This window comes from Dokdonia sp. Asnod3-C12 (genome assembly GCF_045063975.1).
Taxonomy (GTDB): Bacteria; Bacteroidota; Bacteroidia; order Flavobacteriales; family Flavobacteriaceae; genus Dokdonia.
Map to the genome: position 1 here is coordinate 1,715,242 of NZ_JBEFNY010000003.1, position 14,256 is coordinate 1,729,497.

11 protein-coding genes and 1 tRNA gene are annotated in these 14,256 nt (G+C 36.9%); 6 read left to right on the forward strand and 6 right to left on the reverse strand.

The window, feature by feature from the left end:
- Positions 1 to 43: 43 nt before the first annotated feature.
- The 5 genes from ACJJVW_RS07895 to ACJJVW_RS07915 form a co-directional block, all read right to left on the reverse strand.
- The gene (locus tag ACJJVW_RS07895; protein ID WP_405251260.1) at positions 44 to 1,687 is read right to left on the reverse strand and encodes an ATP-dependent DNA ligase; all 1,644 of its coding nucleotides are present in this window, start codon (positions 1,685 to 1,687) and stop codon (positions 44 to 46) included.
- On the reverse strand, positions 1,684 to 2,712 hold the full coding sequence (locus ACJJVW_RS07900; RefSeq protein WP_405251261.1) for a ligase-associated DNA damage response exonuclease: 1,029 nt from the start codon (positions 2,710 to 2,712) through the stop codon (positions 1,684 to 1,686). The genes ACJJVW_RS07895 and ACJJVW_RS07900 overlap by 4 nt, the downstream gene beginning before the upstream one ends.
- A 125-nt stretch (positions 2,713 to 2,837) precedes the next feature.
- Positions 2,838 to 3,149 carry a hypothetical protein gene (locus ACJJVW_RS07905; protein WP_405251262.1) on the reverse strand — a complete coding sequence of 104 codons (312 nt, stop codon included), beginning with the start codon at positions 3,147 to 3,149 and terminating at the stop codon, positions 2,838 to 2,840.
- 158 nt (positions 3,150 to 3,307) lie between these two features.
- Positions 3,308 to 5,737, reverse strand: a complete 2,430-nt coding sequence (locus tag ACJJVW_RS07910; RefSeq protein ID WP_405251263.1) for a hypothetical protein — start codon at positions 5,735 to 5,737, stop codon at positions 3,308 to 3,310.
- Positions 5,738 to 5,799: 62 nt separating this feature from the next.
- On the reverse strand, positions 5,800 to 8,220 hold the full coding sequence (locus tag ACJJVW_RS07915) for a hypothetical protein (protein ID WP_405251264.1): 2,421 nt from the start codon (positions 8,218 to 8,220) through the stop codon (positions 5,800 to 5,802).
- Positions 8,221 to 8,336: 116 nt separating this feature from the next.
- Between ACJJVW_RS07915 and ACJJVW_RS07920 the strand changes: the two genes are divergently transcribed.
- The gene (locus ACJJVW_RS07920) at positions 8,337 to 8,723 is read left to right on the forward strand and encodes a DUF2721 domain-containing protein (RefSeq protein ID WP_405251265.1); all 387 of its coding nucleotides are present in this window, start codon (positions 8,337 to 8,339) and stop codon (positions 8,721 to 8,723) included.
- Positions 8,724 to 8,757: 34 nt separating this feature from the next.
- Here ACJJVW_RS07920 and ACJJVW_RS07925 read toward each other — a convergent pair.
- Positions 8,758 to 8,838, reverse strand: a tRNA-Leu gene (locus ACJJVW_RS07925).
- A gap of 147 nt (positions 8,839 to 8,985) precedes the next feature.
- Here ACJJVW_RS07925 and ACJJVW_RS07930 point away from each other — a divergent pair.
- The 5 genes from ACJJVW_RS07930 (at position 8,986) to ACJJVW_RS07950 (ending at position 13,722) form a co-directional block, all read left to right on the forward strand.
- The gene (locus ACJJVW_RS07930; protein ID WP_298322982.1) at positions 8,986 to 9,927 is read left to right on the forward strand and encodes a ribose-phosphate pyrophosphokinase; all 942 of its coding nucleotides are present in this window, start codon (positions 8,986 to 8,988) and stop codon (positions 9,925 to 9,927) included.
- 26 nt (positions 9,928 to 9,953) lie between these two features.
- Entirely contained in the window at positions 9,954 to 10,589 is a 636-nt protein-coding gene (locus ACJJVW_RS07935) for a 50S ribosomal protein L25/general stress protein Ctc (RefSeq protein ID WP_144782752.1), read from the forward strand.
- 137 nt (positions 10,590 to 10,726) lie between these two features.
- The gene (gene pth / locus ACJJVW_RS07940) at positions 10,727 to 11,356 is read left to right on the forward strand and encodes an aminoacyl-tRNA hydrolase (RefSeq protein ID WP_298323840.1); all 630 of its coding nucleotides are present in this window, start codon (positions 10,727 to 10,729) and stop codon (positions 11,354 to 11,356) included.
- A gap of 2 nt (positions 11,357 to 11,358) precedes the next feature.
- Positions 11,359 to 12,288: a bifunctional riboflavin kinase/FAD synthetase gene (locus ACJJVW_RS07945; RefSeq protein ID WP_298322971.1), complete on the forward strand. Its 930-nt coding sequence runs from the start codon at positions 11,359 to 11,361 to the stop codon at positions 12,286 to 12,288.
- A gap of 9 nt (positions 12,289 to 12,297) precedes the next feature.
- A complete protein-coding gene (locus tag ACJJVW_RS07950; protein ID WP_405251266.1) occupies positions 12,298 to 13,722 on the forward strand; it encodes an HTTM domain-containing protein in 1,425 nt (474 codons plus the stop codon).
- Positions 13,723 to 14,256 lie beyond the last annotated feature (534 nt).

The window sequence follows — 14,256 nt, forward strand, 5'->3', positions numbered from 1 at the left end:
TCTTACTCTTATGCGGAGATTTATATGTTGCTTTCTTATACCATTATTTTGTGGGCGGAAGAGATTCCTTCACAACATGCCCTTCGGCCTCGTTGCTCGGAATCATCCCTTTCAAATCCTCTAGTGTATTTGCATCTTCTATCTTCTTGTCGTGTCGCCAGCGTAGCATTCTTGGGAAACGTGTGGCTATACCACTTTTATGTCTTTTTGATAACGCTATACCTTCAAAGGCAATTTCAAACACGTGATGAGGAGTTACAGATCTCACTGGGCCAAAACGTTCTAACGTGTTTTTTTTAATCCAGTTATCTACTTTTCTAAACTCGGCATCTGTGAGACCTGAGTAGGCTTTTGCAAAAGTAACGAGCTCGGTTTTATCTTCATTCCATAAGCCAAAGGTGTAATCTGTAAATAAATTACTTCGTCTACCGTGACCACGCATTGCATAGGTGAGCACCGCATCAATAGTAAGCGGATCTACTTTCCATTTCCACCAGTCGCCTTTCTTGCGACCTACGCGATACGGACTGTCCTTACGTTTAATCATTAATCCTTCTGATTGCATCTCTCTACTACGGTCTCTTTCTTGTGCCATTGCTTCCCAACTATCAAACTCCATTGTTTCAGAAATGCCAATAGGCAGACCCTTATCTGTGATATTGCGATATAACGATTCGAGTATTGTTCTCCTTTTCGCGAAAGCGGTCTCACGCAAGTCTTTTCCTTCCCATTCTAAAATATCATACATTTTAATGATGACAGGAACGTCTTTAAGCATTTTCTTGCTCACAGTTTTACGTCCTATACGCGCTTGTAAGTCGTTAAATGTGCCAATCTGCCCATCATAAAAAGGCAGTAACTCACCATCTATGACCGTTCCGTCTGGTATGTGTTCTTTGAGAATCTCTAGTTCTGGGTACTTATCTGTAACTAGCTCTTCACCGCGACTCCAGATAAAAATCTCGCCATTACGAAAGATGGTTTGTGAGCGAATACCATCCCACTTATGTTCGGCAAGAAAGTCTGTCACATCACCCAGCGCCGAAGGTTCATCTTCAACTGCATAGGCAAGGTAAAATGGATACGGTCTTGAAAACTCTTGACTTGCATCTTCTTCGATAACCAGATCGTGAAAGGTAACCGTCTGCGGTTTCCAGTCTCCCATAAGTTTATAAGCTAGTACGTCTTCTTCTATGTCTGTTGCTTGTGATAATGCGCGCGTCATCAACTTCTGACTCACGCCTATTCTAAATCCTCCGGTAATAAGCTTTGTAAACACAAAACGTTCATAATAGTTGAGATTTGCCCAGTTATCAAAGAGGTATTCTTTTTTCTCTTCATCCGTTTTTCGCTTAAGCGAAATCATCTCTTCCAGAAATTGTGTAAGCGACTTCTCAGAAGATGCTGTTGCTGCGGGAACCACAAGTGCAATCGTTTCTGCAAGGTCACCCACGATGTGATAACTTTCTTCAAAAAGCCATAATGGGATGTTTGATAGTTCGCTCGCCCATTCTCTAAGTAAGGTAGTATTTACAGGTCGGGGAGGGCGACGGTGCGATAAGATGGCAATGGTCCACACCTTGTCTTTATCTGGCGCTTCCTTAAAATAATGCGCAAGCGCCTTGACCTTTTCGTTAGTCTTGTTTGTAGAATCGAGTGTCTTTATGAGTGCTGCAAATAGTTTCATACGCTAGTTTCCTCCTCCTCTTTTTTTGCATCTCCTTCTGCTAGTTCGCCTTCGTATTGCGTTTCTTCTGTGCGCGCATCATACCCTATACTGCGTAGGTATTTGGAAAATATATCTGTGTATCCGTGAGTACAAATGATTTTTTCTGCACCTGTAGCTTCTATACTTTCTAGTAAGCTAGGCCAATCGCAATGATCGCTCATTACAAATCCTTTGTCAATAGCTCTGCGCCTTCGTGCTCCTCTAAAGGCCATCCAGCCGCTTGCGCTTGCGGTAACATAAGGTACCATCTTGCGTATCCACGTACTGCCGTGAGTGGCTGGTGGTGCCAGGACGATACTCCCTTTAAAATCTTCTTTTTTAGTATCTCTAGTGATTAATTCTGTTGCAGGCATATCAATCATAGGGCGCAGGACCTCTGTCATTTTTTCTATAGCGCCGTGTGTGAGGATTTTGCCTATACTCGGGTCAAGATGTTTGAGTAGCCGTTGCGCTTTACCTAAGCTGTAGGCAAAAAGCACAGAGCATTTTCCTTCGGCTTTATTTTGTGCCCACCAGGTGTTTATGTCGTGCATTACTTCGGCTTGTGGAGTCCACTTGAAGGCTGGGAGTCCGAAGGTACATTCGGTGATGAAAGTGTCACATTTTACGGGTTCGTAGGGCTCAGAAACGCCATCAATTTCAGTCTTATAATCACCTGTAAACACCCACACTTCGCCTTTGTGTTCTACACGTATCTGACTAGACCCAGGAATGTGACCAGCGGGATGAAAGGTAAATTTTACATTGTTGATGTTTACGCTTTCGCGAAAGCGTACCCCAGAAACATTGATATCTCCCAGACGATGTGAGATGATAGGCACATTGCTCTCGTGTGTGATGTACTGTTTATGTCCCCACCGGCTATGGTCTGCGTGGCCGTGCGTGATGAGGGCTTTATCTACAGGTTTCCACGGGTCTAGATAGACCTTTGCGGGCGGGCAGTAGATGCCCTTATCTGTAAATTCTAGAAGTGGTTTTTTCAAGTTTTTTTCTTTTTCATCTTAAAGATACGGGTCGACATACCTTTACATTAGGGTTTTAGGAAAACTTTAGGGCATAAAAAAGCCTCTTTATTGCAAGAGGCTTTTATGAATTTTAAGATCAATTATTATTCGATTACTTCTAAATGGAGTATGATTCCATCACTTGAGCTGTCTTTAGATTTGTCTACGGCTTTATAGTGAACTAAATATTCTAGACCTACATTATCATTCTTTGTAAGTAGCTTACCATTAATACTTGTAGTAGCATCAATTTCTAAAATTCTAGGCTCATTGTCGCCATCAGTAAAGAAGAAATATCCTCCCTCGTAAGCGTCAAATGTAAGGTGCTCTGTAAATGCTTCTTTAGAATTCTCTGTTGTCGTAAAAGGGCTCACTCCTAATAAAACGGTGCTGAATAATATAAGTATGGTCTTCATAATATCGATGGTTTAGTTAGTTTCGGTAAGCTGATATGGTCGCTTACTGAGTATAAATATAGCGCTAGTCTTAGCCTATCGATTTTTAATTAACCATTGTTTGTGAGAGAATGTTAAGGGTATGAAAAATTAACAATCTCTAATAAAGCGAGACTTAATTAATTTTCTGAATTATCCAATTCTATTATTTCTGTTTTAGAAATCACAGCTCCATCTTCGCTAATCCCCTCTATAAAAAGTGTGATAGATTTAGTATTTGTATTAATAATATTAAAAGTGTTGACCCTGTTTTTACTTAAGATTATTTCTGGCTCCCAGTGAATTGTACCATAATTTATAAAGCCTTTATCGTTCAATATGGTATATACTGGATTGTAGAATTTTTTAGCAACAGAATACCCTTCACGTATAGCGTAAGTGAAAATATTGTTTTGAATTTTTTTTCTAGGATTTGTTGATGGTAAGTCAATATTAAAATTACGTCTAGAGTATAATCTCACTACACCTTCGCCTCCTCTTGAACCACTTCTTGAGTCAAACCTATTGATGTAATAACTTTCAATAAAATCTGATCGTAATCCATATAATACATCTAAATCTAATAACTCTACATCATCTAAATATACAAGAGGAGAGCGAGGGCCTGAAAAACCTGAAACTCTGCGAGAAGTAATGGATATTCTGCTTGTTGAGGCGAAGGATAACTCTTCTCTAACTACAAAACCATTTTGACGTATAATGTCCGTGACAAATGGATATAAAAATGTATCATCCTCTGTAACTACCTTAATTCTATTCTTTAAATATGAAGGAACATTTGGATTGTCAATAATTTCAGTTTTCTTTTTTTCAAATTCCAATATAACTTCATCTAGCTCAATAAGTGATGGGTCAATCATTTGAGGCACTATTAATTTTTCCTCTTTTAGTGGTTTTCTAATAGGAATGTGCTTGGTTGTGGTTGAAGTAATATTAATAGGGTCAACGCGAGTTGTTTTTTCATAAACAAACAAACTTGGTCTAGATAATTGCCCTTTATCATTGATAAGGGAAAAAGAGATTTTTTCATTAGTTTTTGTATATAATCCTCCTAAAGCAAACATATTATCTTCAGGAGCTATAGTTAAACCTTCATTATGAAATGTAGGATGTACATAAACCTTTTCTTTGGATTCAATACTTCGGTTAAGCTTACCTACTACGGTAGTTCCTTGTTCAAAATCAAATTCTTTTTTTGGAGGACTACTATTAATGTTCTCCCAAGTATATGAACTCCAACCTTGCGTAAGTAGTAGTAGATCTAGATTTTCCTTGTTGTCGTTATTGCCGTTAAAATATTGCTTGGGATTTTCTATAGTACCTTGTAAATATGGCTTTAAATAAAATGAGCTGAGTATATTGTTTTCTGGGTCATAACCTTTAGTATTTGTAGGAAGAACAGATACACTGAGATTTTTTTTAGAAGTGTTTTCTCCTAAGTTATTTAGGGTAATTGTAATAGAGTCTGATTTTTGATTGATTAAAGAGGACACCGCTACATCAAAATCAAGTTCATCTGCCCAATTAAAGTAGAGTCTTTCTGATAAGGGATTATCATTAGCATCAAATAAGGTAATAGTATTCATGCCAGAAAATAGGGATGATTTACTCACTACAAATGCTGAGATATTTGCTTCTTGATTAAGAGGAGTTTTAATTTTTTTTGCAATTCCATTTTTGTGTATTAATACATATAATCCTTGACGTTTTATAGTATTCCTTATTTGATAGTTACTCTTAATTTTTATTGATATTACACCTCCATCTTCTTCGACTACTGCAATGCTGGGCGTGGTGTTTACTACGTTGGGTAGAGGTACAACTACTTCAGTATTGTCATCAAATGTAAAGTGTGCTGTATAAGTTTGCGTTGGTACAGGGATAATATCAAATTTTGCAAACCCGTAGGGTTTACCTTTTATTTGCAGAAGATTTATACCATTTTGATTTTTTATTGTTGCGCTTTTAAAAGAAGCTCCAAACCCATCCTGATCTAAAACTTTTACACCTACCGTATTAGTTGTGCTATGTATCAAGTGGCCTCCTTCTGGTAGTAATTGAATGTCGTACGCTTTTTCTTTCTCAATATTATTGCCAGATATTTTATTACTGACAATTGTTATTTTTTGCATGAAAGATTCGTCTTCCTTAAAATTTTTCATCCATTGCGTAGAGCCTCTCAAGTAATAGGTGCCACTCTGCATAGTGGAATCTATTTTAATGTTACCATGGCTTACACCATTATCGACTATAAATTTTTCTGATTTGAACAGTAATCCATCAGATTTAAAAATATCTATATATAAGGTTGTCTTTTCTGAGAAGGATTTTTCTAACTGTCTAGTTCGTAAGTAAGCCTTAAACCATATCTCTTCATTTTCTGTAAAATGAGTTTTATTTAAATGGATATAAGCGCTTTGTCTAGGCAATTCAAAATAAGAACTATAGTTTTCTATTAATTCGCTTTTATTAGAGTTTTGGGCGAAAAGAAAGCTTGTAAATAGAAGTAAACTAATAGTAAAGAGTTTGAATAGTAGTTGTGAAAACATTTTTTTTGATGATTGAGATATCTGATGATTAAACAGATTGTTAGTAATTGATGAATTGAAGTTTAATTAGAAATATTTAGTGTTTTAATGGTTGAAATGAGCAATCCATCAAGAGTCATGCCTTCAATGTGAATCATAAATTTTTTAACACCAGTGTCTTTAATTTTGAATGATGAAGACTTCTTGCCATCTAGAATGAGCTGTGGTTCCCAGTGAATAACTCCAAAATTTGTGAAAGCTTTATCTTCATAGGTTGAGTAATCAGGTTGTATGAATTTTTTCTCTTTTTGAAAACCATTTTTTATGGGATATGAAAAAACTTCTGATAGGTTAGAAATCTCTTTTTTTGAATCTGATTTTATAGGCTTATTTAAATTACGTCTTGTATAGATTCTAATAACACCTCCAGTCCCGTTTACGCCTTCTGAGGCACCATTTCTTTGAAAATAAAAGCTTTCTAGGTCTTCTGTTCGTAAGCCGGTTAAGATGTCAAAATCTATTAACTTGACATCATCAAAATAAATCACAGGTTGTGGAAAAGCTCTTTCAGAACCACCACTTCCTAATCCAAAGGATTGTTGAGTCCGCACCCTTATTTGTACACGAGTTGTGCTTGCAAACTGAAGATCCTCTCTTACAGTATAACCTCTAGATCTAATAATATCTAAAAAGCTAGGTTGTTTAAAAATAAGGTCTTCTGTAACCACTGTAACTTTATTTTTGAGAAAAGAAGGAACTAGTGGGTTACTAGACTGGTATGAGACTTTCTTCTTACCAGTTAGTATAACCTCGTTGAGTTGTTCTATATCATCAAAATTTGATACGATAGGCAGTATCTTGGCCTTATTAGAGAATGAATCAGTATTATTAAACGTTTTTTCTTTTATAAAATCTTTCTCTAAAATATCCTTAGATAGAATGCTGAGTGAGGGTTTTGTTAGTTTACCTCTACCTGAAATTATTGAAAACTGTAAAGCTTGTTCTGTTTCAGGAAATATCAAAGGAAGTGTGAAATTGCCATTTTCTAATTTTAGAGTTTGGGCGGGATACGTAGTGCCCGCATGCAAGAAAAGCTGTTCGTTGCTTCTTAACTTCTTGTTTAATGTCCCCTTAATTGATACTCCTTGTGAGAAGGTGTATGTTTTCTTTGGAGGATTATTTGATATTCTCTTCCAAGAATACCTACTTTGTCCTTGTGAGATTAGTAAAGCATCAAGTTCTAGTGAGTCTATGTTATTTTTTGAAAAGTAACGCTCGTAGGAGATATTTTGATTTTTCAAATAGGGCTTTAAATAAAATGCAGATAGTATATTTTGTGAGGGTGCATTACTTATGGTTTCAAATGGTAAGACAGATATGCTCAAATTTGAAACTGAATTTAATGTTTGTTTGGAAAGCAAGATAATAAGAGAGTCAGTTTGGGTTTTTGTTATCGTTGGTTTTTTGATTTCTTCGTATTTGATACTGTGAGTGTTAAAGTAAATACGCTCTGCGATGGGCTCTTTACTGTCATGAAATAAGGAGAAAATATTTACTCCTTGCTGTAATTGAGATTTATCAAATAAATAAGAGGCGTAGTTTACATCCTTAGGTATCCTTAGGGTTATTTTTTTCGCCATTCCATCCCTATGGATTAATAGGGATAATGTATCATTAATGATTGATGTTGTCGTTTTTTTATCTAATCTTAAGGTGATGGCAATCTTATCCTTAGAGTGGCTTGCGATAGCAAGTCCTACAGCATTCTTTTTTGGAGGAGCTATCTTCTGTAGCTGTTTACTTCCATCCTCATATTCAATTTCTAAAGAATATTCAAATGTAGCTCGAGGCGAAAATGTTACAACGGCGATATTGTTTTTGCCAGGGGTAAATGTTGTTAAGTGATATCCATATTGATCTTTAATAATTCCACTTGTAAAGGGTTTTGAATAACCGTGTTCATCAGAAACTCTTATCGCAACATTATTTGTTACATCATTTACAAGGGAGCCGCCTTCTGGGGTAAATTCTATTTTTCTAACTGATGATAGGTTGCTTAAATCCTCACTTACGCTGCCATTGTAGATGGTTATTTTTTGCTGAAAAGAATCGTCTTCATAAAAATTTTTCATCCAATTTGTAGATGCTTTAATGTAATAGCTTCCACTTTGAAATGAAGAATCTAAATCAAAGTGACCGTTCCCAAATCCGTTAGCAGAAATAAACTGCTTTTTAATTACTTGATTCCCTAAGGAGTCATAAATGCCAACAATTAAATTTGTGGTTTCAGAAAATGGTTTACCTGTTTGCCTATTGTAGACGTACGCTTTAAAATAGATGTCTTCCCCAGTTATGTAAGTTGTTTTGTTTAGATGGAGAAATATGCTTTCTCTTGGTAGTTCAAAATATTTACTATAAACAGTGCCTAGCTCTTGACTTTTCACTTGAAGTGAAAATGACAGGATTATAGTGGTAACTATTAAAAGCCTTATATTTTTCAGCATTGTTTATATTGAATTTTAAAAGTAAATAACTCGCTCAAATAAAAAGCAGTCAGCACTGTTAAGTTAATTGAGGGTAAACTTATTGCTAAGCTGTAATTTTGAGAAAAAGAAAAAAGATGAACCTATCCTTAAGTATTCCCGCATTGCTATTTCCGGCAATATCACTTACGATGCTAGCTTATAATGCCCGTTATCTTGCAATTGCAGGTTTGATACGTAGTTTACATGCTTCTTATCAAGAAACGCACTCAGAAGGAGTAGGACTACAGGTTAAAAAGTTAAGAATACGCCTTACAATAATAAAAAACATGCAAGCTGTAGCGATTGTGAGCTTTCTACTCGCGGTAATTACGATGTTCTTAATTTATATAGAAGAGGCTTTTTATGCAAAAATTGTCTTTGGGATTAGTCTATTTGCATTAATGCTGTCGCTTGTTCTATCATTAATAGAAGTACAGCTTTCCACAAAGGCGCTTTCTATACAGCTACGAGATATGGAATAAAAAAAGCCTCAATCGTTACAGATTGAGGCTTTTGTACCTAGGATGGGAATCGAACCCACACTTCAAAGAAACTCGAGTTTGAGTCGAGCGCGTCTACCAATTCCGCCACCTAGGCTTTTTGGAAGTGCAAAATTAAAGAATAATTTAATTTACAGCGTATAAAACATCATTTATTGTACTGCTCTACTCATTTTTAATTCCTATTTTTGCACCTCCTTAGAGGGAAAAGAATTGTAATTAAACCATTTAACTGTCACAACTGATGACCGCTACCGTACCGCAACCGAAGATATTTGCTTGTCAAAACAGCAAACCACTGGCCGAAAAAATTGCAAAAGCCTTTGGGCAGCCGCTGGGTAACGTCATAACATCGACATATAGTGATGGAGAATTCCAACCTTCTTTTGAAGAATCTGTACGTGGATCACGTGTATTTATTATAGGGAGTACTATGCCATCATCTGATAATATGATGGAAATGTTATTGATGCTAGATGCTGCAAAGCGCGCTAGTGCAAGACACATAACGGCAGTGATACCTTATTTTGGATGGGCGAGACAAGATCGTAAGGATAAACCTAGAGTGCCTATAGCTGCAAAGCTTATGGCAAACCTACTGGAAACAGCTGGTGCTACTCGTATTATCACGATGGATTTACACGCAGATCAAATACAAGGTTTCTTTGAGAAGCCGGTAGATCATTTATTTGCGTCTACTATATTCTTGCCTTATTTAAAAGGGTTAGGATTAGAAAATCTTACGATTGCTTCTCCAGATATGGGAGGTAGTAAGAGAGCTTATGCATATAGCAAGGCGATGGAGAGTGATGTAGTTATATGCTTCAAGCAACGTGCAAAAGCAAATGTAATCTCACACATGGAACTCATAGGTGAGGTAAAAGGGCAGCACGTAGTGCTTGTAGATGATATGGTAGATACTGCTGGAACCTTAACAAAGGCAGCAGATTTGATGATAGAAAAGGGTGCGCTTAGTGTACGAGCGATCTGTACCCACGCTATTTTAAGTGGTAACGCTTACGATAAAATAGAAAACAGTAAACTGGCAGAATTAATCGTAACAGATTCAATTCCTAAGGAACACAAAAGTGGAAAAGTAAGGGTATTGACCTGTGCGCCACTTTTTGCAGATGTAATGCACCGTGTTAATAGTAACACGAGTATTGCTTCGAAGTTTATTATGTAATATTTTTTTAACTATAATTATTTAATATGAAATCAGTTTCGATCCACGGATCTAAAAGAGAAAGCGTAGGCAAGAAAGCTACAAAGGCCTTACGTAATGCTGGACTGGTACCTTGCGTTGTATACGGAGGGGACACGCCATTGCATTTTAGCGCACCAGAACTAGCGTTCAAAGAATTGGTATACACTCCAGACGCGCACACAGTAGAAATCGAATTAGACGGTGTAACCGTAAAGGCGATTCTTCAAGATATCCAGTTCCACCCGGTAACTGATCGTATTTTACACATAGACTTCTACCAGATTTTTGAAGGTAAAGAAGTAACTATGAATATCCCAGTACACTTTACAGGTAACTCTCGTGGAGTAATGAATGGTGGTGTTTTACGTAAAACTAACCGTGTATTACGTGTGAAAGCACTTCCTAAAGATCTTCCTGATTACTTAGTTGCAGATATCACAAACCTTAAAATAGGTAACAAGTTATACATAGGAGCTTTACCACAAGAAAACCTAACACTTATGCACCCTGATAACACAGTAGTGTGTCAAGTTAGAACTTCTCGTACAGCAATCCTTGATGCTGACGATGATGATGATGAAACTGAAGCAGGAGATGTTCCTTCTACACAAACAGATGATGCCGCTGCAGTAGCAGAATAATCAATCCGTTATATTTAATACAAAAGCATCTCGTTCTTCGAGATGCTTTTTTTATTTTTATACGATAGTAATAAGCAGTGTCTTTAACGTAATTAGTAAAGCCTTGACGCAAATTACATTCTAACAAACAGCAAATGATGCGCTCTTTTTTCGGTAGACTATTTGGTAGAGTAACGGTAGAAGAGGAAGTAATAGACCCCATGAAAAAATTTCTCATCGTTGGTTTAGGAAACATAGGTCCTAAGTACACAGAAACTAGGCATAATATAGGATTTAAGGTGGTAGACGCTTTCGCGAAAGCGCAAGAAACCACTTTCGAAACTGAAAAACTAGGTGACATCGCGCGTACCAAAGTAAAAGGCAAAACCGTTATCTTATTAAAGCCTAATACCTTTATGAATTTAAGTGGTAAGGCTATACGATACTGGTTGCAGCAAGAAAAAATCCCTGTAGAAAATCTTCTTGTGATTACAGATGATTTGAATTTGGAATTTGGAACCATAAGAGTGAAAACTAAAGGTTCTGCTGGAGGACACAATGGATTAAAAGACACGCAGGCTCAACTTAATACTTCTGCATATAATAGATTTCGTTTTGGCATAAGTGATGCATTTTCAACTGGACGTCAGGTAGATTATGTGTTAGGAGAATGGACGCCAGAGGAGCAAGCAAGCCTTCCGGAGCGACTGGATATGAGTTGTGAGGTAATCACTTCTTTTGTGAGTGGAGGAATTAATAATACGATGAACGCGTACAACGGTAAATAATCTTGAAAACTCACAATAGCGCACATACATTTAACTCAGAAAAAGGAACTGTCGTTACGATAGGCACCTTTGACGGAGTACATTTAGGACATCGCCAGATTATTAATAGGCTTAACGAAAGTGCGCGAGCAAATGGCTGGGAGTCATGTGTACTTACCTTTTTTCCACATCCTAGGATGGTGTTGCAAAAAGACACTTCGCTCAAGCTTATAAACACCATAGATGAGCGAGCGCAACTATTGGAAGGTCTAGGTCTAGATCACCTCGTGATTCACCCTTTTACCTTAGATTTTTCAAGATATCATGCAGAGACATTTGTAGAAGAGATTCTTGTAAATTCTCTTAACGCAAAGAAGGTAATTATAGGTTACGATCACCGTTTTGGACGTAATCGTAATGCTAATATTGAGGATCTCAAACGTTTTGGAGAACAACTAGGTTTTGAGGTAGAAGAGATATCAAAGCAAGAACTAGAAGATGTAGCTGTAAGCTCAACTAAAGTGCGTAAATCACTAGAGGCAGGAGATGTAGCGCTAGCAAATAGCTACCTCGATCAAGCATTTATGCTTACGGGAACCGTTGTAAAAGGCAGAAGTCTAGGTAGAACTATAGGCTACCCTACTGCAAATCTCGATATAGCCGAAGATTATAAACTAATACCCGCGCAAGGCGTTTATGTAGTGCAGTCTCGTATAAATGGTGCTACTGTTTACGGAATGATGAATATAGGCACAAACCCAACAGTAGGAGGAAGTGCGCAAACTATTGAAACCTATTTCTTTGATTTTAGTAAGGACTTATATGGACAAGAGCTCGAAATACAATTACTAGACCGCATACGTGATGAGAAAACCTTTGCCAGTGTAGATGAGCTTGTAAAAGCGATGAAAGAGGATGAGAAGTATGCACGGGATTATATAAATAAGCTCTAATCAAATAAGATGTCACTTAATAAGCTCCTCTTTACTAGAATAGATAACAGCGCGCTCATTGTGTTTCGCGTTTTTTTTGGTTTTCTAATTACTTGTGAGGCTTGGGGAGCGCTTGCTACCGGATGGGTGCGACGTATACTCGTAACACCAGAATTCACTTTTAACTTTATAGGTTTTGACTTTTTACAAACATTTCCAGGGCCTGGGCCACAAATGTATGCGTGGTTTGGTTTAATGGGAGTCTTTGGGGTGATGGTAATGCTTGGTTTTAAATATCGTGTAGCGATTATTGGCTATGCAATTATGTGGAGTACCGTGTATTTCATGCAAAAAACAGCTTATAATAACCACTATTATCTATTAATGCTGCTGTTATGGATTATGGCAATTCTCCCTGCAAACGCTGCGTTTTCTCTTGATGCACGCTTTCGCGAAAGCGTAAAAAACATAAGTATGCCACGCTGGGTAACCTTGTTTATCATTTTCCAACTGTGGATTGTTTATACCTACGCGTCTATTGCCAAAATATATCCCGACTGGTTAGATGCGACGGTACCAGAAATATTAATGCGTGGTAAAAAGGATTACTGGCTCGTGGGTGGTGTGCTTCAAAAGAACTGGACACACTGGATTATTTCTTATGTAGGAATCGCATTTGATGGTTTGATCATCCCATTATTGTTATGGAAACGTACACGTACATGGGCATTTTTTATCTCCATATTCTTTCATCTCTTTAACTCATTTGTGTTTCAGATTGGGATTTTTCCATACATGTCGCTGGCATTTACGGTATTCTTTTTTGAGCCGAGAACCATTCATAATTTATTTCTTAAACGCTGGAAACCTTTTTACGAGCGCAGCAAAGTGAATCCTTACAATCAAGAAATTACAACTGATTCATTTAGTGACTCACCTCAAACTTTAATCATCCCAAAATATAAAACAGCAATGCTCACTGTGTTTGCAGTGTATTTTGTAGTCCAAATAGGCTTGCCGCTGCGACAGCATTTTATACAAGACAATGTGCTGTGGTCTGAGGAAGGCCATCGTTTGAGTTGGCGTATGATGCTCCGCTCTAAAGGTGGTACAGTTTCGTTTACGGTAGAAGATAAGGCAAGTGGTAAGCGAACGGTACTAGACCATAAAGAGTACCTTACAAAAAACCAACAACGCAACATCAGATCAAAACCAGATGTGATATGGCAATTTGCACAATACATAAAACAGCTCAAAAAGACAGAAGGACAAGACGTAGCGGTCTACGTAAAATGTAGAATTCGCATAAACGGCCGTAAATCACAGGAGCTCATAGATCCAGGAGTGGATCTGGCGAGTGTAGACTGGAACTGGTTCTCTCACAATCCTTGGGTCCTAGATAGCGATGGTTATCTAGATGATAAGAGGTTGTTTCCTAGTTTTGGAGATGACTAATAAAATACTCTCCTATAAAATCTAGAAACTCTCTTATAAAATTAAAGAGGAGAGTTTGAATTACTATAGCTTTATTTTAATAAAACTTTTATTTCTCTTTTATAGATTAATAATTGTAGCGCTAATAAAACTGTGGGTTGCCATATCAGATATAAAGAGTTAATCATTTTTGAGTATATGCCTAACATTCCAATGATGAATAAAATGCAAATGGTCAAAATAACAATGCAATTGAATAAAAAGTCTTTTTTAATGTCAAATAAAAATGTGTAACCAAAAACAGTTAATAACGGGGAAATTACCCCTACGCTAAGAGAAATAAAGAATTTGTTTTCTGGAAAATTACTGTATGCTTCACGACTTACAATATCAACTGCACCTGTGATCAGATAAAATGGTATTGAAGATATAAGAATAGAAAGAAAAAAAATGAGAACAGACAGTAGGATTGATATTAATAAACTTACTGAAGTTAAGTATTTCAGTTTATTTGTATTGAAAAGAATTACTATCAATGCAAAAATCAAGATAAAC

Bases quoted from the DNA above. Each gene is read 5' to 3' on its own strand.
- ACJJVW_RS07935 (WP_144782752.1), top strand. From the start codon at position 9,954: ATGAAATCAGTTTCGATCCACGGATCTAAAAGAGAAAGCGTAGGCAAG.
- ACJJVW_RS07910 (WP_405251263.1), bottom strand. From the start codon at position 5,737: ATGTTTTCACAACTACTATTCAAACTCTTTACTATTAGTTTACTTCTA.
- ACJJVW_RS07930 (WP_298322982.1), top strand. From the start codon at position 8,986: ATGACCGCTACCGTACCGCAACCGAAGATATTTGCTTGTCAAAACAGC.
- ACJJVW_RS07895 (WP_405251260.1), bottom strand. From the start codon at position 1,687: ATGAAACTATTTGCAGCACTCATAAAGACACTCGATTCTACAAACAAG.
- ACJJVW_RS07915 (WP_405251264.1), bottom strand. From the start codon at position 8,220: ATGCTGAAAAATATAAGGCTTTTAATAGTTACCACTATAATCCTGTCA.
- ACJJVW_RS07950 (WP_405251266.1), top strand. From the start codon at position 12,298: ATGTCACTTAATAAGCTCCTCTTTACTAGAATAGATAACAGCGCGCTC.
- ACJJVW_RS07905 (WP_405251262.1), bottom strand. From the start codon at position 3,149: ATGAAGACCATACTTATATTATTCAGCACCGTTTTATTAGGAGTGAGC.
- pth (WP_298323840.1), top strand. From the start codon at position 10,727: ATGCGCTCTTTTTTCGGTAGACTATTTGGTAGAGTAACGGTAGAAGAG.
- ACJJVW_RS07920 (WP_405251265.1), top strand. From the start codon at position 8,337: ATGAACCTATCCTTAAGTATTCCCGCATTGCTATTTCCGGCAATATCA.